The organism is Mycobacterium mantenii (assembly GCF_010731775.1).
In the GTDB taxonomy this organism is placed as follows: domain Bacteria; phylum Actinomycetota; class Actinomycetes; order Mycobacteriales; family Mycobacteriaceae; genus Mycobacterium; species Mycobacterium mantenii.
In genome coordinates, this window is the sequence record NZ_AP022590.1 from 2228957 (window position 1) to 2249370 (window position 20414).

Below are 20414 nucleotides of genomic sequence, written 5' to 3' on the forward strand. Positions count from 1 at the left end.
ATCATCGGCGACCGCGCGAGCCCGTGGCCCGCCGAGACGCCCGGTTCATCGTCAGACCGGGCTCTTCAAACTTCGCATAGGCGTCCACGATCTCCGAGACCAGCCGGTGGCGGACCACGTCCACACTGGTCAGCTCCGCGACGTGAATGTCATCGACGGTGTCCAGGATTTCCATCGCCGAGCGCAGGCCCGACCTGGCGCCGCCCGGAAGGTCGACCTGGGTGATGTCTCCGGTGACCACGATCTTCGATCCGAAGCCGAGCCGGGTGAGGAACATCTTCATCTGCTCGGCGGTGGTGTTCTGCGCCTCGTCGAGGACGATGAACGCGGAATTGAGGGTGCGACCGCGCATGTAGGCCAGCGGCGCCACCTCGATGACCCCGGCGGTCATCAGCTTCTGGATCAGCTCGGGATCCATCATGTCGTACAGCGCGTCATACAACGGACGCAGATACGGATCAATCTTCTCGCTCAGCGTTCCGGGCAAAAAGCCAAGGCGCTCACCGGCTTCCACGGCCGGGCGAGTCAAGATGATGCGGCTTACCTCTTTGCTTTGCAGGGCGTTGACCGCCTTGGCCATCGCCAGATACGTCTTGCCGGTGCCGGCCGGGCCGACCCCGAAGACGACGGTGTTGGCATCGATGGCGTCGACGTAGCGCTTCTGATTGAGCGTCTTGGGCCGGATCGTCTTCCCCCGCCGCGACAAGATGTCCAGCGTGAGCACTTCGGCCGGCGACTCGTTGTCGGTGCCGGCCACCATGGCGACACTGTGGCGAACCACCTCCGGGGTCAACGGCTGACCCCCGGCAACGATGGCGACCAGCTCGGAGATCACCCGCTCGGCGAGCGCGACGTCGGCGGGCTCACCCGCAACGGTGACCGCGTTGCCACGCACATGCAGGTCCGCCTTCAGGCTGCGCTCCAAAGCCCGGAGATTCTGGTCCGCCGAACCCAACAGGCCCATGACGACATCGGGCGGAACGTCGATGCTGCTGCGAACCTGAGCAGAGGACGGGACAGCGGCGGCTGCGTCAGCAGCGCTGGTCTCGCGGGGCGTCACGTGGCTCTCGATGCCTGCTTTCTCGGGCTTGTCGGTGGGTTGCGGGGCTGCCTCAGTCTACGCCGAGGGCCCGGTTTGGTCAGTGCTCAGCAACGTACTCGACGGCGGGCCGGTGTCGCGAACCTGCAGCACGTGGCCGTTTGCCGGGACCTCGCCGCGCTGTTCCCAGCGTGGGGTCAGCACACCGAGGGCGCCCAGGGCCACCGCCGCAGCGGTCGACGTCCGCAGCACCTGGGGACCGAGCCGCACCGCCGCCGCGCCCGCGTCGGACAACGTGGCCATCTCGTCCTCCGTGATGCCGCCTTCGGGACCGACCACCAGCAGCACTGATGTCGCTTCCGCAAGCTCGACACCGACGAGTGGATCGGTGGCCGACTCGTGTAAGACCAGCGCAGTCGCGCCAGCCGCAACGTCATCGCGGATTCGCTGAGCCAACGCCGCGGTGGACAGCACGCCGTCGACCGGCGGAATGTGCGCCCGACGGGATTGCCGCGCCGCCGACCGGGCGACCGCCCGCCACCGGCGCAGGCCCTTGTCGACCCGGTTGCCCTGCCAGCTGGCCACGCACCGCGCGGCGTGCCATGCCAGGAAAGCGTCGGCGCCGGCCTCGGTGGCCAACTCGATGGCCAACTCCGAACGCTCGGACTTCGGCAGCGCCTGCACCACCGTCACGGGTGGGGAACCGGGCGCGACGCTCCAGCGCTCGAGCACCCGCGCGCGCAGCCCGTCGCGCCCGGCGTGCTCCACCTCGCAGTGGGCCAGGGCTCCGGCGCCGTCGCCGAGCACGAGTTGCTCACCTGGGCGGATTCGGCGCACAGTAGCGGCGTGAAAACCCTCGTCACCGCCCAGCACGGCGAGCGAACCGGGCTCTGGCAGGTCGTCAAGATAGAACAGGGTCGCGACCATCTGCGCGCCTTCCCCCGACTAGCGCCCGGTGAAGGTTTCGCGGAGCCGGCTGAACAGTCCCCCGCCGGCGTGGGTCGAGTTGACCTCGGGCACGTCGCGGCTGCGGCGGGTCTTGAGCTCACGCAGCAGTTCGGTGTCGCGGTGGTCCAGCCGGGCGGGAACCACCACCTCGACGTGCACATGCAGGTCGCCACGGGTGCCGGACCGCAGGTGCGGCATGCCGTGGCCACGCAGCGTGATGACCGAAGCCGGTTGGGTTCCGGGTGGGATGGTGATCTCGCTGATGCCGTCCAGGATCGCGTCGACGGTGATGGTGGCGCCCAGCGCCGCGTCGACCATCGGCACCGACACCGTGCAATGCAGGTCGTCGCCTTCGCGGACGAAGACGTCGTGGGGCTGTTCGTGCACCTCGACGTACAGGTCACCGGCTGGGCCTCCGCCGGGCCCGACCTCACCCTGGGCGGCGAGCCGCACCCGCATGCCCTCGCCGACACCGGCGGGGATCTTGACGCTGATCTCACGGCGTGCCCGCACCCGGCCGTCGCCCATGCATTGGTGGCACGGGTCGGGGATGACGACACCGACGCCGCGGCAGGTCGGGCACGGCCGTGACGTCATCACCTGACCCAGCAGCGAACGCTGCACGGTCTGGACCTCGCCGCGACCACCGCAGGTGTCGCACGGGACCGGTGCCGAGTCGCCGTTGGTGCCCTTGCCCTGGCATCGGTCACACAGCACCGCGGTGTCGACGGTGACCTGTTTGGTCACCCCGGTGGCGCACTCTTCGAGGTCGAGCCGCATCCGCAGCAGCGAGTCCGAGCCCGGCCGGACCCGGCCGATCGGGCCGCGGCCGGTCCCGCCGCCGCTGAAGCCGCCACCGAAGAAGGCCTCGAACACGTCGCCCAGGCCGCCGAATCCGCCGAACCCGCCGCCCGCAGCGGCGGCGTTCTCCAGCGGATCCCCGCCCATGTCGACGATCCGCCGCTTCTCGGGGTCGCTCAGCACCTCGTAGGCGGCGCTGATCTCCTGGAATTTCGCCTGCGCGGCCTCGTCAGGGTTGACGTCGGGATGCAGTTCGCGCGCCAGTTTGCGGTAGGCGCGCTTGATCTCCGCGTCGCCGGCGTTTCTGCTCACGCCGAGCAGCCCGTAGTAATCGCGTGCCACGCTTGACTCTCCTATATCTGGTTTTTCCCGCGCCTACCCACTCTGTTGGTGCGCGTTCATCGGGCACCCAGGACTTCGCCGATATAAAGGGCAACTGCAGCAACGCTGGCGATAGTTCCCGGATAGTCCATCCGGGTGGGCCCCAGCACACCCATTCCTCCGTAAACGGTGTCGGAGGTGCCGTAGGCGGTGGTCACCACGGACGTGCCCAATATCTGCTCGGCGGCCGTCTCGTGGCCGATGCGCACCGTAACCTTACCGGCTTCCTGCTGGGCGGCCAGCAATCGCAGCACCACCACCTGCTCCTCCAGCGCTTCCAGGATGGAGCGCAACGAGCCACCGAAATCGGCCGCGTTGCGGGTCAGGTTGGCGGTGCCGCCCAACAGCAAGCGTTCTTCGGTGTGTTCGACGAGGGATTCCAGCAAGACCGTCGCCGACCGGCCGACGGCATCACCCAGGCCGTCCGGGCTGCGCAGCTGTCCGGCGAGGTCGGCCACCGCGACCGAAGCGGCCGACAGCTTCTTGCCCACCAGCGCCTGGCCGAGCATCTCCCGCAGCTGGGACAGCTCGTGATCGTCGATGACGTCCCCGAGTTCGACGACCCGCTGGTCGACCCGGCCGGAGTCGGTGATGACGACCATCAGGAGCCGCGCCGGGGTCAGGGCGATGACCTCGAGGTGGCGCACGGTGGACGACGAGAGGGTGGGGTACTGCACGACGGCCACCTGCCGGGTCAGTTGCGACAGCAGCCGCACGGCCCGGCGCAGGACGTCGTCAAGGTCGACCCCGGACTCGAGGAAGCTCTGGATCGCGCGCCGTTCGGCTGAGGACAGGGGCTTGACGTCGTCGAGCCGGTCGACGAATTCGCGGTAGCCCTTTTCGGTGGGCACCCGTCCGGAACTGGTGTGCGGCTGGGCGATGTAGCCCTCGGCCTCGAGTACCGCCATGTCGTTGCGGACGGTGGCGGACGAGACGCCGAGGTTGTGGCGCTCCACCAACGCCTTGGAACCGATCGGTTCTTTGGTGGCGACGAAGTCGGCGACGATGGCGCGCAGCACCTCAAACCGACGGTCATCGGCACTTCCCACCGGCCGCCACCTCCTTCGATACCGCGTTGACCGGATTCATTTTACGGGCTCGGGCGGCGCCGGCCGTTACCAGCGGCCGCGACGCGGGCGGCGGCTGTCGGAGGACGTTCTTGGAGCACATCGGTACTGACGGACCACGACCCGGCTAGCCTTTCAGAATGAACCGGTCGGGCCACAACAATCAGTCGGGAAAGGTCGGCCGATGATCTTCAAGGGCGTGCGCGACGGCAAGCCGTATCCCGAGCACAACCTGTCCTACAAGGATTGGTCGCAGATACCGCCACAGCAGATTCGGCTCGACGAATTGGTCACCACCACAACGGTGCTCGCGCTGGACCGGCTGCTCTCCGAGGACTCGACCTTCTACGGCGATCTCTTCCCCCACGCGGTGCGGTGGAGGGGCATCATCTACCTCGAAGACGGCCTGCATCGTGCGGTGCGGGCTGCGCTGCGGAACCGCACCGTGCTGCACGCCCGGGTGTACGACATGGATATGCCGCCGGCTCCGCACGGGTAAGTGTCACGTTCGGGGCTCGCCGCGTGTCGACCTGGTAAGGACGTTGGTTTCCCACCACAACTTGCCAGGAGGATCGCCATGCCACGGCTGCAAGGAGTCTCCGACCGCGACGCCGGCCTCGGCGCGAAGATCGCCTTCTTTTTCACCAGGCGCAAGCTCGCGCAGATGACCGGGCTGGAAACTGCCGGGATGCTGGAACCGCTGCGGATGTATGCGCACATCCCGCGACTGCTCAACGCCTACGGAAAGTTGGAGCAGGCCGAGTCGAAATTGGACGTGTTCAGTCCCCGTCAGCGGGCGCTGGCCGAGCTGAAGTCGGCGACGACGGTGGGCTGCGAATACTGCATCGACCTCGGCTCCCAGATCGCCCGCCGCTGGGGCATCACCGATGAAGAGCTGTTGGCCCTGGCCGATTATCAGGACGCGTCATGCTTTTCCGACGACGACAAGCTGATCCTGCAGTACGCCACCGCGATCAGCCGCACCCCGGTCGAGGTGAGCGATCAACTTTTCGCCGCGCTGCGCGCGCACTTCGACACCGCCCAACTGGTCGCCCTGACCCACGTCATCGCGCTGGGCAACCTTCGTGCCCGATTCAACCTCGCACTCGATATCGGCTCGTCGGGCTTTTCCGGTAACCGGGTGTGCGCCTTGCCCGAGACCGGCCGGCCGTGACGGCGGATGCCTCCTTGGCGGCACGCTTCGAGGCGGCCCGGCCACAGCTGGGCGCCGTCGCCTACCGGATGCTGGGCTCGATCGACGACGCGCAGGACGTGGTGCAGGAGGCGTGGCTGCGGCTGAGCCGCAGCGACTCCGACGGTATCGCCAACCTGGACGCCTGGCTGACCACCGTGGTGGCGCGCATCTGCCTGAACATGTTGCGCGACCGCCGAACCCGTGGCGGCGACGAGCCGGTGGCCCACCTGCCCGATCCGATCGTGGAGGCGGAAGGTGAATTCGACCCCGAGCACCGCGCGATGCTGGCCGATGCGGTGGGGCTGGCGCTGTTCGTGGTGCTGGACACGCTGCCGCCGGCGGAGCGGCTGGCGTTCGTGCTGCACGACGTCTTCACCGTGCCGTTCGATCAGATCGCGGCCATCGTCGACCGGACGCCGGAGTCGGCCCGCAAGCTGGCCAGCCGGGCCCGGCGACGGATCGAGCAGGCCGACCCGGCTCCCGACGGCAGCCTGGCCGCACAGCGCGAGGTGATCGACGCCTTCTTTGCGGCGGGGCGCAGCGGCGATTTCGGCCACCTGGTGGCTGTGCTCCATCCCGACGTCGTGTTGCGCGGCGACTTCGGTGCCGCCGCGGCCGGCTTCCGCGCCGAGGGCGCGGCCTCGGTGGCCGAGCTGGCGCGCGGGTACGCCGGGCCGGAACGTGAGGTGCGTGCCGCGACCGTGAACGGCGCCGCCGGCGCGGTGATTTTCATCGCCGGCCGTGCGGCATCCGTCATGGGTTTCGTGGTGCGCGGCGACCGGATCCGCGCGATCGACGTGCTCGCGGATCCGGCCCGCATCGCCAAATTGGACCTGCGCGCGTTACGCGCCGATCACTGACCGGCGGCCTGCAGCAACTCCATCGCCGACGCCCGTGACAGCACCCAGCCGCCCTGGTTGACGAAGGTGACGTTCTGCGTGACCGGCGACACCAGCTTGGGGCCGGAGACCGCAACGTCGGCGGTCGCCGAACCGGCCGCGGCCGGCTGGATGTTCGTGACGTCGAACGACAGCGGCAGGTCGCCGTTCTTGGCCGCCTTCTGCAGCTTCTTGTCGGCGACGTGCGCTTCGATCCCGCTGATGCCGCCCTGCACCAGGTTGCTCTTGCTGGTGAACGAAACACTCGGGTCGGCCAGGCTGTTCAGGACGCCCGTCAGCTGGTCGGGTGTCGGCACATTGGCACCCGCGACCGGCTGGGCCGGCGGCGGATCCTGCGGAAGCGGTGCGCCGACGGTGGTGAGCCGCACTCCGGCGGCCGGCGCGCTCGGCGTCGCGACGGAGGCCACGCCGGCGGCAGCGCCCCCGACGATAGCCAGCGCCGCCACGCCGGTGGCAATGGTCTTGACGGTTTTCATAGTTCCCCCTTCGATGGGCACGAATGTCGACGCATTGTTGGCAATCCGCACCGCGCCTTCGCGACGGTGTGGATGGTGTCAGCGTGCCCGTTGCGTCTGTTGTTTCGTGTCTCGGCACCGATACGTTACGGCCCACCGATGTGGAAAAAACATGAGCAAACTGTGCGCCGGCTGTGCGACGACGTCCGGCGCCGACGGGGTCGAGCGGCTCGGTGCCCCGGGGGCCGGCTGAGATGCCAAACCCCATGCGCCGCCTTCCGGGGCGCATGGGGTCTTCGTGACCGCCGGCATGCGCCGGCGAATCCACCAAATTGGCAACGGCTTACGCGGTATGCACCGCGATCCACCTAGTTCATCGCGGTCGCCGCCTGGATCAGGGCGATCGCCGCGTCGTGCTGCAAGACCCAGTTGCCGCCCTGGTTGACGAACACCAGGTGCTTGCTGACCGGCCCGGCGAACTTGGGCCCCGTGATGCCGACATCGGCCTGGGCCATGTTCGGCCCCGCCGGCGCGATGTTCGTCACGTTGAACTGCTCGGGGAAGTTCCCGTTGCGGTAGGCCTTCCTCAGGTCGTGGTCGGCGACCATACCCTCGTTTTGATTGATGCCGTTTTCAACGAAGTTGTTCTTGTCCCTGTAGTTGACGCCGGGGTCGGTTACTTGGTTGCAGAGGTTCGCCAACTGATCCGCCGTCGGCAGCTGCCCCGGCGCTCCCGGCGGCGGGGGCGGAGGCGGCGGCGGATCCTGCGGCAGTGGCGCGCCGACGGCCGCCAGTTGCACCTGATCCAGGCCGATCGGTGCTGCAATGGAAGCCACACCGGCGGCGGCGCCGCCAATGGCGGTCAGTGCCGCCACGCCCGTGGCAATGGACATCACGGATTTCACAGGTCCCCCTTCGATGCACATGGACCGTGGCGGGATCCTGCGGATGGCCGCGCGTGGTCCACGTCTCCATGGTTGAAGATGGTGTAAGTGTGCCCTGCGACTCGCGGATTTGTGTCTCAGGCCGGTCACGTTACGACGACGCTACGGCCGCGACCTGTGAAAGCACGCTAAAGGAACTGTGCCGCAAGCCGGTAACGGCGACCTTTGCCCCCGCAGAACCCGCGCGGTTCGCGGCCGGTCACTGGACGGCAAGCGCCTCGATCAGGCTCTTGGGCCGGATGTCCGACCAGTTCTGCTCCACGTACTGCAGGCAGTCCGCGCGGCTGGCTTCGCCGAACGCCACCCGCCAGCCGGCCGGCGTGTCAGCGAAGGTCGGCCAGAGGCTGTGCTGCTCCTCGTCGTTGACCAGCACCACAAAGCTCGCGTTGTCGTCGTCAAAGGGGTTGGCGCTCATCGTGTCTCCTTCTCACGGGATACTTGGACGGGCTGACGGTGGAACCCAGCACCCGGTCGGACAGCAGTCCAAGGCAGCTCAGGTTGGGAAACCCGGGCCCCTGGGTGAGTCCCGACAGGTTCGGCAGGAACAACTTGGGTGTCACGTCTGTGACGGCCAGGTCGTAACCTATCGCCTCCTGCAGCCGCTCCGAAGTCAGGGGTCCACCCAGACCGAGTTCCAGCAGATCAAGTGCGTCCTGGCTGAATAACGGTGCGAACCAAAGCGAGTCGGCGCCGGAGCCGTCGATGACGAGATCAAACCCGTGTACCGTCTCCAGGTTCTCGCTGCCGCGGTTGGTGGACAGCGTCAACCGGATCTGACCCTCCTTGCCGACCGCGTGGGCGACGCGGCCCCGCAGGTGGTGGATGCGATCGTCGGCCAGCAGGGCTTCCTGCACGTTGGACGAAAACACCCCACGGTCGGTGCGGGCCAACGCATCGCGGCGTTCGGCGAGGGTGAGGGCCGGCCAGTTGGTGGGATCGGAGAACAGCGAGTTCTCGAAAAAGCCCTCGCCGCGGGTGAACAACGTGGCCTGCGGGGAAATCACCGTGATGCTCGACACCCGGTGCCGGAACAGCTCATAGAGCATGGCCGCGGCCGTCTCGCCACCGCCGATCACCGCTACCCGCTCCGCATTGATCCGGTCGTGATTGGCGGCGCGGTCCCAGAACTGGGCAATCGACAGCATACGCGGATTGCCGGGAAGCAAAGACTTTTCGGCCTGGCCGGGGCCGGTGATCATCAACGCGTCGGCGTGCACGGTGGTCTCGTGAGTGTGCAGCGCCCACCGGTCCCCGGCGATCGCCAGGCGTTCGACGTCACCGTGCACCACCTTCATCCCCACGTGGTCGGCGACCCAACTCAGGTACTGGCTCCAGCGGCGATGCGTCGGCGCGGGCCTGCCACGGTCGATCCATTCGGCGAACGACGCCGTCGCGATCAGATAGGACTGCCAGCTGTAGCGGGTCATCCGCTCGTCGAGTTCGGCGTTGCGGCGCGGCACCAGCGCCGAGCGGTAGGGAAACCCGACGTCTTTTTCCGGGCTGGTGCCCAGCCGGTGTGCGCCATCGGTCCAGCCGCCGCTGGCCTGCCAGTTCGCCGCGACACCGATGCGCTCCACGGCGATGACGTCGGGCACCTCGACACCCATGTCGCGCAGCGCGAAAGCCTTGGCGGCCACGGCCACCGCCTTGGCGCCGGCACCGACGATCGCCAGTGTGCTCATTTCACCATCTCCCGCAGTGAGTCGATCCAAAGATCCTGTAGCGCAGCGATATCCGCGTCATCGAGAATGTCGGGCAGGGCGCGCCACTGCGCGGCGAGAACCCTCTCCCCGCCATAAGTGAGCACCATCGCGGCGATGGTGAGCTCGTGGCGCACCGCCAGCTCCGGCTCCGGGACCGGCGACACCCGGGCGAGTAGCTCGCGCTCGAGCCGTAGCCCGGTGCCGCCGTCGGTGTGGGCGGCACCGAGATAATTGAGCAGCAGCTGCGGGGAGCGGAGGCCGGCGAGCCGCTCGGCGGGATCGTCCCCCAGGTAGCGCAGCAACCCGTAGTCGAGGCCGTCGCCGGGGATCGCCGCCAGCCGCTCCCCCACCTGGTGCGGATCAATCGAGTCCAGCCGTACCGGGTAGATGGAGCTGAGCAATCCCACCGTGTCGCCGGTGTCGATGGTGTGTGCACCCGGACCGTCCACCAAACCGTCGGCGCGGCCGTGTGTTTCGAGTGCCAGCAGCGGGGGTGGTGTGGCCTGACCGCGCAGCTGCCGCCAGCGGGTCATCGTCGCGGCGGTGGCGGCGACCAGCAGGGTGGGCAACGGCAGGCCCGAATTCAGCAGCCGGCGGGTGACGTCGGCGTCGGTGGCGGCGTTGCGGACGATCAGATCACGCGCCCGGTCACGGCTCGGATCGACCCGGCGGGCACCGAGGTCGGGATCGTCACCGTCCAGCTGAGACGCCCAGAACTGCACCGTGTCCAACCGGTGCGCCCGCGCGATGAGCACCTCGGCCCAGCGCCGATAGCTGGTGTGCTCGCGGATGGGTGCCGGTGAGTGTCCGGTGGCCGAGGCCGTCAGGGCCGCACCGAGTTCACCGAGGATCACGCGCCACGACGCCGGATCCAGCGCGACCACGTGCGCGGACAGCAGCAGAACGCTCTCGCCCGCCGGCGGCCGAAGCCACACCGCGGACAGCAGCGTTCCAAGTTCGGGGTCCAGGCGATCGACGGCCTCCGCGACGTGGGCCGGTACCGCTGCGACCAGATCGCCAACCACCGCAACCTCTTTGAGCGCGATGTCGGCGGCCGGCACCGGGACCAGGGTCATGGCGGAACGGTCCACCCGGGTGCGCAGCACTTCGTGGCCCGCGATGATGCCGGCCAGGGCCGCATCCAGCTGCTCGCGGCGCAGCGTCTCGGGCAACCGAATGGCTTCGGTCTGGGCGAGCCTGCGCGGGTCGCCGAATTCGTAGAGCCATCGGCCATTGGGCAGCAACGGCATTGGCCCGGTCCCGGTGTGCGGCCGATGGGCAGCGGCCGCGGTTTCCGAATCGATCGCCTCGGCCAGTTCGCGGACGTTACTGCACTCGAGGATGAGCCTGGCGCGCAGCGCAATTCCGCGTGCTCGCGCCGATTGCACCACCGACAGCGCCATGATGCTGTCCAGGCCCAGCTGCAGGAAGTCCGCGGTGACGTCGATTCGCGGTTGTCCGAGCAATTCGGCAAGCAGCTCGGCCAGTGCGGATTCGGTGGCGGTCTCGGGCTTCGCCGCGCTGACCTCGGATTCGGCGGCGTCGATCGCGGTCAACGCGGCTTCGTCCAGCTTTCCGTTGGGGGTCAACGGGATTTCGTCGACCATGACGATGCGTTGGGGAACCATGTAGCGCGGCAGCCGAGTGCCGAGCATGCTCCGCAGCTCCGACGCGGTAGGCCGGTCGGTCGCCGGGTCGGTGGCCACGTACGCGGTGAGCCGTGCAACGCCCCGGCGCTGCCGCACCAGCACCCCCGCGTGGCGCACCGCCGGATGCGATTCGAGGGCGACCGCGATTTCCCCGGGTTCGACGCGGTGGCCGCGGATCTTCACCTGGGCGTCCGCGCGTCCTACGTATTGCACTGAGCCGTCGGGCAACCGGCGCACCAGGTCGCCGGTGCGATACATGCGTTCGGTCGCCGCGAACGGGTCGGCGACAAAGCGCGCCGCGGTCTCCGGGGCCCGGCCCAGGTAGCCGCGGGCCAGCTGGGCGCCCCCCAGATACAGTTCGCCCGTCGCGCCGCACGGCACCGGGCGCAGCGCGGAATCCAGGACGTAGCCGCGGGTGTGCCGGGTCGGGCGTCCGATGGCGGGCTCGTCGTGCTCGGCGATGGCGGCGACCACGGCCTCGACCGTGGTCTCGGTCGGGCCGTAGCAGTTGTATGCCGTCATCGGCGTGGTGGCGCACGTGTTGCGGATGCGGGCCCACGCCGAACTGCCGACGGCTTCGCCGCCCAGCGCCAGGACGGTCAGCGGCGCCTCGGTCAGCAGACCGAAAGCCTCCAGTTGGGCAAACATCGACGGGGTGGTGTCGATCATGTCGATGCCCTGCGCGGAGATCAGCGCGACCAGCGCCTCTGCGTCGGTTTGCGTCTGCTCATCGACGATGTGTACGCCGTGCCCGTCGAGCAGGCCGACCAGCGGCTGCCAGGCGGCGTCGAAGGCGAACGACCACGCGTGTGCGATGCGCAGCGGCCGGCCCAGTTTGACTGCCGCGGGCCGCAATACGCGGTCCAGATGATCGTCGGCGTAGGCGCTCACCGCGCCGTGCGTTCCGATCACGCCCTTGGGTTCGCCCGTCGTGCCCGAGGTGAACACGACATATGCGGCCTGCGCGGGTGACGCGTCGACGGGTTTGAAATCGTCGTCGGGCGGTTCGGCCGCTTGCAGGAGTTCTGCGGTGAGCTCTTCGTCCAGCACGATCAGTGCGCCGGATTGGCGCAGGATCGATTTCACCCGTTCGGGCGGCATTCCCGGCTCCATCGGCACGCACATGCCGCCGGCTTTGAGCACGGCGAGTATGGCGATGATGTACTGCGGGCCACGCGAAAGCTTGATGCCCACCGGTGTTTCGGGTGTGACCCCCCTGCGGGCGAGTCGCACCGCGAGCCGGGTGGTGTGCAGATCCAGTTCGCGGTAGCTCAGCGTGCCGCCCGCCCAGCTGACCGCCGGGTTGTCCGGCGTCCCGGTAACGACGTCGGCGAACCGCGCGTGGATGCTCAACGGCGACAATGGCTTTGGCGCGGGAGCGGCGCGCAGCGGAGCGGCCTCGTCCTCCAGCAGCACACTGACGTCGCGCAGCGGTCGCTCCCAGCCTCGCAGCAGCCTCTCGGCGGTGGTCAGCACGCGCTGTCCGAACACGGCGGCGGGAATGGCGCCCAACGCTCCGTCGATCGCTTCGATCAGCACCACCAGCTCGCCGGCCTCCATGTGGGCGGCGATGGCGATGGGGAAATGCGACAGGGTTTGCAGGGCGGACGGCCGGAATGTCGCACCGCCGGCGATCAATTCGCCACCCGCGGTCAGTCCGACCATCGGGAAGTTCTCGTAGACCAGCAGGGTGTCGAACATCTCCCCGACCCCGCCGAGGGCCCGAAGTTGGGCGTGCCCGAGGTAGCTGTGCTCACGTAGGCGTGCGGCGTCGCGCTGCACAGCGCGGCATTGCTCACCGGCGGTCGCGGCCGGGTCGAGGCGCACCCGCAGCGGCACGGTGTTGATGAACAGGCCGACCATGGTCTCGACGCCGGTCAGTTCGGGCGGCCGACCGGAGACGGTGACTCCGAAGACCACGTCGTGGGCGTCGGTCAGGCGCGACAACACCAGCGCCCACGCCATTTGCATCAGGGTGTTGACGGTGATGCCGCGGGATCGGGTGTCATCGATCAACCGCGCGGTGGTTTCGGCCGGCAGTCGCAGTCGGGTGGTGCGTGGCAGCTCCGTCCGCCGGCCCTCGGTCGTGTCCAGGGATCCCAGCGAAGCCGCGAGCAGGGTGGGGCCGGGCAGACCGGCCAGGTGCTCGCGCCAAACCCGCTGGCTGGCTTCCGGATCGCGGCTCGCCAGCCAGCCGATGTAGTCGCGGTAGGGCCGCGGGGCGACGGGCAGTGCGGATAGATCACCGCCGGCCCGATACAGGATCATCATCTCGTTGACGAACACCGGCAGTGACCATCCGTCGATCACGATGTGGTGCGCGGTGAGCACCAAACGCCATCGCGCCCCGGGCAATTCGATCAGCAGGAAGCGGATGGCCGGCCCGCGTTCCAGGTCGAACGGTCGCCGGCGTTCGCCGGTCTCCAGCGCCGCCACGTCCTCGGGTGTGGCGGCGACGAGCCGCCAGGGCAGCTCGACGCGGGACGGCACAATCTGTACCGGTCGCGGGATGCCACGGCTGAAGAAGCTGGCCCGCAGATTCGGGTGCCGCACCAACATCTTCTCCGCGCAGTCACGCAACAGTGCGACATCGAGCCCGCCGGAGATGTCCGCCGCCATCCCGATCACGTACGGGTCGTCCGCCGCTTGGCCGTCGGTGAATTCGGCGAGCGTGGTCAGCGAATACAAGCCCTCCTGCAGCGGGCTCAGCGCCATCACGTCCTCGATGTCGGGCGCGGCATCGGTCTTGGTGGCCGTCATGTGGTGCCCTCGCGTGACGCCGACCAAAGTTGCGTCACGGCGGCCAGATCCGAGGACGACAGCCCCGAGGTACTCATCGGCTCGAAACGGGTGTCGGTCCCCTGCCCGTCGTGCTCGACGCCGGCTCCCGCGTCGCCGAGGGCATCCAGCGCGGCCGCCAACTGCTGCACCGTCGGATTCTCGAAGATCATCCGCGGGCTCACGGCCAGACCGGCCGACCTGGCCCGCGAGGCGAGCTGCACCGACAGGATGCTGTCGCCGCCGAGCGCGAAGAAGTCGTCGAAGCGCCCGACGTCGGCGGTCGACAGGAGCTCGGCGAATACCGTGGCAAGCGCCCGTTCGGTGTCCGTGCGCGCGGGTTCGGTCTGCCCGCCGGTGCTGACCGCAGGCCGCGGCAGGCCGGGCCGGTTCAGCTTGCCCGATTCGGTTTTCGGAAGGGCATCGAGCACGGTCAGCGACGACGGCAGCATGTAGCCCGGCAGGGTCGTCGCGATCGCGGCGCGCACCTCGCCGGCAAACATCGCCCTCTCGGCGCCATCGGTGATCGGCCGTTGCGGCACAACGTATCCGGCCAGCGACGTGCCGCCGTGCACCTCCCAGGTGCGCGCCGCCGCGGCGGCGACGCCGGCGGCGGCCGCCAGGGCCGCCTCGACCTCGGCCAGCTCGACGCGGAAACCACGGACCTGGACCTGGTGGTCGGAACGCCCGACGAATTCCAGTCGGCCGTCCTCGGTCCACCGGGCCAGGTCACCGCTGCGGTACAGCCGCGAACCCGGCTCGACACCATAGGGATTGGCGATAAACCGCGTCGCCGTCAGGCCCGGGCGTTTCCAATACCCTCGCGCCAGCTGGTCACCGGCGTAGTACAGCTCCCCCACCACACCGACTGGTACCGGACGCAGCCCGTCGTCGAGCAGGTAGGCCGCCGCACCCGGAACCGGCTTTCCGACAAGCGGATTCGGCAGACCCAACCGCCCGCGGGATACCGCGCCGGAGGTCTCGGTGGAACCGATGTTGTTCAACAGTTCGGTGCCGGCGCCGTCCTCGTCGGTGCACACCGACACCAGCCGCTGCAGCAACGACGCGCTCACCGGTTCGCCACCGCACACCAACCGTGCCAGCGAACACACGGCCTCGGGCCTGCTATCCACCAACGCCGAGACCAGGCTCGGTACCGCGGTCACCTGGGCCACCGAATGCCGGTTCATCAGGTCGCCGAGGGCCTCCGGGTCACGGTGCTCGGCATCGTCGGCCAGGATCATGGTCGCGCCGGCCGCCAGGCCGGCCAGCATCTCCATGCCGCCTTCGAGGAAGGTGATCGAGGCCTGCGCCAGTCGAACGTCGTCGGTTTGCGGCGGGTAGTGCCGCAGTTGCCAGTCGAGCCGCGCGGCCATCGAGCGATGCGTTCCCACCGCGCCTTTGGGCTTGCCGGTCGACCCGGAAGTGAACACCAGGTACATCGGGTCGTCGGGGTGCGGCGGTTGCAGCGACTGCGGATCCACGTCGTCGCTGTCGATAACGGCGCGTACCTCAGGATCGTCCAGCGAGATCAGCTCGACGCCGGCCACCTGCGGCATGGTGTCCACCGCTTCGACGGTCGCGACCACGACCGGTGGCCGGACATCATCGAGCATGAATTGCTTTCGCGCCGCGGGGTATCCGGGATCGATCGGAAAGTAACCGGCGCCGGCCTTCATGATGGCCACCAGTGCCACCACCAGGTCGATGCTCCGCCGGGTTGACAGCCCGACCAACGATCCCGGGCCGACGCCGTTCTTGACCAGCAGCGCGGCCAGGTTGTCCGAACGGCGGTGCAGCGCGGGGTAATCGATGTTCTCGCCAGTGCAGCGCACCGCGATCCGGTCGGTTCCCCACGCCCGGGTGGGTTCGAGCAATTCGGGTATGGTGCGCGGCCGGTCCCGTGGTGCGCGCTCACCGCGGCTCCAGTCCTGCAGAATGCGGTGCTGTTCGGAGGCATCGATCAGCTGGACGTCCCGCAAAGTCTGATCGATGTCATCGGCGAACTCGGTGAGTGCCCGGGCCAGCCATCCGGCCAACCGCTCGATGGTGGTTCTGGCGTAGAGCTCGGTGCGGTAGATGACATTGCAGTTGTAGCCGATGCCGCCGGAGCCGTCGGTGCCGAAGAAGTTGACGCTCAGATCGGCGTGCGCCATGTCGAAGATGGGATCGAGCGACGTGCACACGGTGTCCTGCCCGCCGCTGCCCACGGCCGCGGTCTCGATGACCCGGGTGGCGGACAGGTGATCCCGGACGTGCACGACGACCTGGAACAGCGGATTGCGTGACAGCGAACGCACCGGGCTGACGCTGTCGACCACCCGGTCGAACGGCAGGTCTTGGTGAGCGTAGGCCTCCAGCGCCGTCTCTCGGGCCCGCTTGAACAGTTCGCGCAACGTCGGGTTGCCGTCCATGTCGTTGCGCAGCACCAGGATATTGACGAAAAATCCGATCAGCTGGTCCAACTCGGGTTCGGTGCGACCGGCGACCGGGGTGCCCAGCGGAATGTCGGTTCCGCCACCGGCTTTGTGCAAGACCACTGCGACGGCCGTTTGCAGCAGCATGAATTCGGTGATGCCCAGCTCGCGGCACAGCTCGCCGAGCTTGGCGCGGATGGCCGAGTCGATCTGGAAGTCGACGGATTCGCCCTCGCCGCTGGGCACCGGCTGGCGCGGGAAGTCCGGGCGCAGCCCGGTATCCTCCGGCAACCCGGCCAGCTGACGCGTCCAGTACTCCCGCTGCTCGCCCGCAATGGCGGATTCCTGCCCGCTCGCGTCGCCCAGGAACGACCGCTGCCACGCCGCGTAGTCGGCGTACTGCACCCGCAGCGGGGCCCAGGACGGCGCCTCTCCGCCGCGCCGGGCCCGGTAGGCCGTCATCACATCGGAGAACAGCACACCCGCCGACCAATGGTCGGACGCGATGTGGTGCACCACCAGTGACAGCACGTGCTCCGCGGTGTTCTCGATGCGCAACACCGCGACCCGGATCGGCAATTCTCCGTCCAGCTCGAAGCAATGGCACCGTTCGACGTCAAGCTGCTCTTGCAGCCAGGCGTCGTCGGGTCCCTCCTCGCGGCGCACGGGAACCTCGACGCCGACCGGGCCCACCACCTGATAGGGCACGCCGTCCAGCTCGACATAGCTGGTGCGCAGGATTTCGTGCCGGGCGACGACATCACCGACGGCGGCGATCAGCGCGTCGATGTCCCACGGCCCGGTCAGTTTCGCCGCAAAGGGAATGTTGTTGACCCGGCTGGGCCCGTCCACCCGGTAGGCGAACCAGCTGCGCAGCTGCGACGCCGAGAGCGGCATGGGCTCGTCGTGTGCGGTGGCGATCAGCCTGGGCCGCGACTGCATGAGTTCGCCCGCACCCAGCTGGTCGATCCGCCCCGCCAACGCCCCGACCGTGGCGAGTTCGAACACGTCGCGGATGCCGATTTCCACACCGCACTCCGCGCGGATCGCGGTGACCAGTTTGGTGGCGACCAGCGAGTGACCACCCAGATCGAAGAACGAGTCGTCGACGCCCACCCGCTCGTGGCCGAGCAGCCCGGAAAATAGTTGCGCGATACGGTGTTCCGTGGGAGTCGTCGGGTCACGGTATTCGGTGGCCGGGGCGATCTGTGGTTGCGGCAGCGCCCCGCGGTCGATCTTCTGGTGCGCGGTGATTGGGATCTCGTCGACCACCACGTAGGCGGCCGGGGTCATGTAGTCCGGCAGCGCGGCGGCCACCCGGGCGCGGATGCGCTCTACGTCCACCGTTTCGGTGCCGGAGCCCTGGGCCGGCGTCACGTATCCCACCAGGCTCTTGCCCAACTGGGGCAGGTCCATGGCCAGCACGACGGCCTGCCCGACGCTGGGGTCGACCGAGATGGCAGCCGCGATCTCGCCCAGCTCGATGCGGAAACCGCGGATCTTCACCTGCTCGTCGGCGCGGCCGACGAACTCGATGTCACCGTTGGCGTTGCGTCGGGCCAGGTCACCGGAGCGGTACATCCGACCGCCGGGTGTGAACGGATCGGCGACGAAGCGCTCGGCGGTCAACTGGGGCCGGCGGTGGTATCCGTGCGCGACATGTGTTCCGGCGATGTAGATTTCACCGATCACGCCGACGGGCACCGGCTGCAGCGAGTTGTCGAGCAGATACACCTGCGTGTTGATCTTGGGCCGGCCGATCGGGACCACCCGGGTGCCCTGGGCGCCTTCCACCGGATAGCTGGTGCAGTTCACCACCGTCTCGGTCGGTCCGTAGAAGTTGTACAGCGACGCGTCGAAGGTGGCGTGGAACTTGTCGGCGATCTCGCCGGGCAGTGCCTCCCCACCGATGGGCACCCGCCGCAGGGTCCGCCACTGGCTGACGCCGGGTAATGACAGGAAGAGCCCCAGCAGCGACGGCACGAAGTGCATCGACGTAATGCCCTCGCGGGCCAGCAGATCGGTGAGATAGCCGATGTCGCGCAGCCCGTCGGGCCGCGGAATCACCAGGCGGGCACCCATGATCAGGGTGCCGAAGATCTCGCCCATCGACACGTCGAAGCTGGGCGAGGCGACCTGCAGCAGCCGATCGGTGTCGTCGATGCGGTATTCCTCGCCGAACCAGACGAAGTACTCGGCGATGGGTGCGTGGGGCACCGGAACACCCTTGGGCAGCCCGGTGGAACCCGAGGTGTAAATCAGATAGGCGGTGTTGTGCGGGCTCAGCGGCCGGATCAACTCGGCGGGCGCGGCGGCCGGGTAGCTCGCCGTGTCGGTAACCGGTTCGCGCAGAACCAGTTTGGCGTCCGCGTCCTCGAGGATGAAGCTCAGCCGGTCCTCCGGGTAGGTGGGATCCACCGGCAGGTAGACCCCGCCCGCCTTGAGCACCCCGAGTGCGGTGATGACCAATTCAGGAGACTTGTCCAGCAGCACCGCGACGCGGTCCTCTGTGCCGATGCCTTGCTCGATGAGCCAGTGCGCCAACCGGTTCGACTCTTCCTCGATCTCCCGGTAGCTGTAGGCGCGTCCTTCGTAGACGACGGCGACGGCGTCGGGCGTCGACGCCGCCCTCCGGCCGACCAGCTCGGGCAACGTGCTGGCCGGGGTGACGAATTCCTCGCCGGTCGACACCGCGCGCAGCCACTCGGCGTCTTCGCCGCTCATCAGCGCGCGCGACGACAGCTTCGCGTCGGGCTCGGTCAACACGTTGTCCAGCAAGGCGGCGTAGTGGCGCAGCAATTGCTCGACCAACTGCTGATCCAGCACCTCAACCAGGTATTCGGCCTCGACCACCGCACCGACAGCGCGCTCCGGTGTCCGATCGAGCTCGACCATCAGACTCAGCGGCAATTGGTTGAAATGACCGCGCAATTCGCCGCGTTCGCAGCGCACGCCCGGCGGGCAGAAGCCCGCGCCATCGGGCTCCCGTTGCCCGAAGCTCACCCGCGTCATCCGGTCGGCGCCGTGCCGGCGATCGGGATTCGACTCGCGCACCAGCCAATCCAGGTCGGCGCGCGCATGGGCGAAGGCGCCCACCGCGCCGTCACGGGTTTGGGCCAGCAGCTCGCGGAACGTCTGGTGCGACTGCGGCCGCAGCCGGATCACCACGGTGTTGCCGTAATAGCCGATGACATCCTCGGTGCCCACGCCGCGGTTGAGCACCGGTGCCGCCACCAGGAAGTCGGTCGACTGGGTGTACCGGTGCACGAGCGCGCCGAACGCGGCCATCAGCACCATGTACGGGGTCGCGCCCGTCTCGCGGGCGAGCGCGGCCGCCCGCTCGACGGTGTCCGCCGACAGCCGCGCGACGGCGCGCTGGGCGCGCCAGGTGGTGGGCACCACCGAGCCGTTGGCGCCGGGAAGCTCGAGGGGTTCCGGGAGGTCGGCCATCAGCGGCCGCCAGTAGTCCAGGTCCGCCGGGCGGATGGCGGTCGAATCCGCGGACAGATCCGCCAGCACCCCGCCGTCAGCGAAGTCGTCCGGGCCGGTGTAGGCGCGCGTGAGATCGGCGAAGAACGGTGCCCACGAGCCGTCGTCCCACGCGATGTGGTGGGCGGTGATCAGCAGCATCAGTTCGTCGTCGGCCATGCGCGTCACCGTGACGCGCAGCGGTGAATCCTTGCTCAGGTCGAAGGGCCGGCGAAAGTCCCGCTGCGCCAGCACATCCAGCCGAAGCCGGCGCGCCTGATCGGTCAGCCCGGCCAGGTCGTGCTCGGCCCAGTCGGGCCGCAGCTCCGCGCGGATCACCGGATGCGGGTCGCCCGCATCGTCGGCGTCATACGTCGTGTGCAGCACCGGCTGCCGCGCGGCCACGGCGTCGACCGCACGGTGCAACCGCGCGGTGTCGACGTCGCCCGAGAGGCGGTAGGAGACACAGATGTTGAGCAACGCGCTGTCGGGATCGACGGACTGCACGAACCACATCCGGTGCTGCCCGACCGACATGCGTGGCCGCTCGCCGGCCACCACGGGCGGCGCGTCCGTCGTCCTGGCCAGGCCGCGTTCAGCGAGCTTGCGGCGCAGTAATTCCAGGCGCTCATCGTCGAGATGGGTGCTGACGCCGGTGGTGTCCGTCACG

General features: G+C 68.6%; 13 protein-coding genes. 3 read left to right on the plus strand and 10 right to left on the minus strand.

Translation table 11 applies throughout. From position 1 onward, the window contains the following. Position 1 precedes the first annotated feature (1 nt). Genes G6N50_RS10050 through hrcA form a run of 4 tightly spaced genes read right to left on the minus strand, consistent with a single transcriptional unit; the run spans position 2 to position 4218 of the window. Positions 2-1060 carry a PhoH family protein gene (locus G6N50_RS10050; RefSeq protein ID WP_083095739.1) on the minus strand — a complete coding sequence of 353 codons (1059 nt, stop codon included), beginning with the start codon at positions 1058-1060 and terminating at the stop codon, positions 2-4. Positions 1061-1117: 57 nt separating this feature from the next. Further along, entirely contained in the window at positions 1118-1966 is an 849-nt protein-coding gene (locus G6N50_RS10055) for a 16S rRNA (uracil(1498)-N(3))-methyltransferase (RefSeq protein WP_083095736.1), read from the minus strand. Positions 1967-1984: 18 nt separating this feature from the next. Then, positions 1985-3130: a molecular chaperone DnaJ gene (gene dnaJ, locus G6N50_RS10060; protein ID WP_083095733.1), complete on the minus strand. Its 1146-nt coding sequence runs from the start codon at positions 3128-3130 to the stop codon at positions 1985-1987. Positions 3131-3186: 56 nt separating this feature from the next. Next, positions 3187-4218 carry a heat-inducible transcriptional repressor HrcA gene (hrcA, locus tag G6N50_RS10065; protein ID WP_064878203.1) on the minus strand — a complete coding sequence of 344 codons (1032 nt, stop codon included), beginning with the start codon at positions 4216-4218 and terminating at the stop codon, positions 3187-3189. Between the two features lie 202 nt (positions 4219-4420). Between hrcA and G6N50_RS10070 the strand changes: the two genes are divergently transcribed. From G6N50_RS10070 to G6N50_RS10080, 3 genes are all read left to right on the plus strand, one after another. Beyond that, entirely contained in the window at positions 4421-4735 is a 315-nt protein-coding gene (locus G6N50_RS10070; RefSeq protein WP_067830242.1) for a type II toxin-antitoxin system VapB family antitoxin, read from the plus strand. Between the two features lie 78 nt (positions 4736-4813). Next, positions 4814-5410 (plus strand): carboxymuconolactone decarboxylase family protein, encoded by a 597-nt coding sequence (locus G6N50_RS10075; protein WP_083095731.1) that lies wholly within the window; start codon positions 4814-4816, stop codon positions 5408-5410. Then, complete coding sequence (locus G6N50_RS10080) at positions 5407-6291, plus strand: sigma-70 family RNA polymerase sigma factor (protein WP_083095851.1); 885 nt, start codon at positions 5407-5409, stop codon at positions 6289-6291. The genes G6N50_RS10075 and G6N50_RS10080 overlap by 4 nt, the downstream gene beginning before the upstream one ends. Here G6N50_RS10080 and G6N50_RS10085 read toward each other — a convergent pair. The 6 genes from G6N50_RS10085 to G6N50_RS10110 all read right to left on the minus strand — a co-directional run bounded on the left by G6N50_RS10085 (position 6285) and on the right by G6N50_RS10110 (position 20413). Next, positions 6285-6806: a hypothetical protein gene (locus tag G6N50_RS10085; RefSeq protein WP_083095728.1), complete on the minus strand. Its 522-nt coding sequence runs from the start codon at positions 6804-6806 to the stop codon at positions 6285-6287. The two genes, G6N50_RS10080 and G6N50_RS10085, sit on opposite strands and share 7 nt — an antisense overlap. Before the next feature lie 347 nt (positions 6807-7153). After that, positions 7154-7690 (minus strand): hypothetical protein, encoded by a 537-nt coding sequence (locus G6N50_RS10090; protein WP_083095725.1) that lies wholly within the window; start codon positions 7688-7690, stop codon positions 7154-7156. A 238-nt stretch (positions 7691-7928) separates the two neighbouring features. Next, positions 7929-8144, minus strand: a complete 216-nt coding sequence (locus tag G6N50_RS10095) for an MbtH family protein (protein WP_083095722.1) — start codon at positions 8142-8144, stop codon at positions 7929-7931. Next, positions 8125-9411 carry an NADPH-dependent L-lysine N(6)-monooxygenase MbtG gene (gene mbtG, locus G6N50_RS10100; protein ID WP_083095720.1) on the minus strand — a complete coding sequence of 429 codons (1287 nt, stop codon included), beginning with the start codon at positions 9409-9411 and terminating at the stop codon, positions 8125-8127. Before mbtG ends, G6N50_RS10095 begins: the two co-directional genes overlap by 20 nt. After that, positions 9408-13841 carry a non-ribosomal peptide synthetase gene (locus G6N50_RS10105; RefSeq protein ID WP_083095717.1) on the minus strand — a complete coding sequence of 1478 codons (4434 nt, stop codon included), beginning with the start codon at positions 13839-13841 and terminating at the stop codon, positions 9408-9410. The genes mbtG and G6N50_RS10105 overlap by 4 nt, the downstream gene beginning before the upstream one ends. Further along, on the minus strand, positions 13838-20413 hold the full coding sequence (locus tag G6N50_RS10110) for a non-ribosomal peptide synthetase (protein ID WP_083095714.1): 6576 nt from the start codon (positions 20411-20413) through the stop codon (positions 13838-13840). Before G6N50_RS10110 ends, G6N50_RS10105 begins: the two co-directional genes overlap by 4 nt. Position 20414 lies beyond the last annotated feature (1 nt).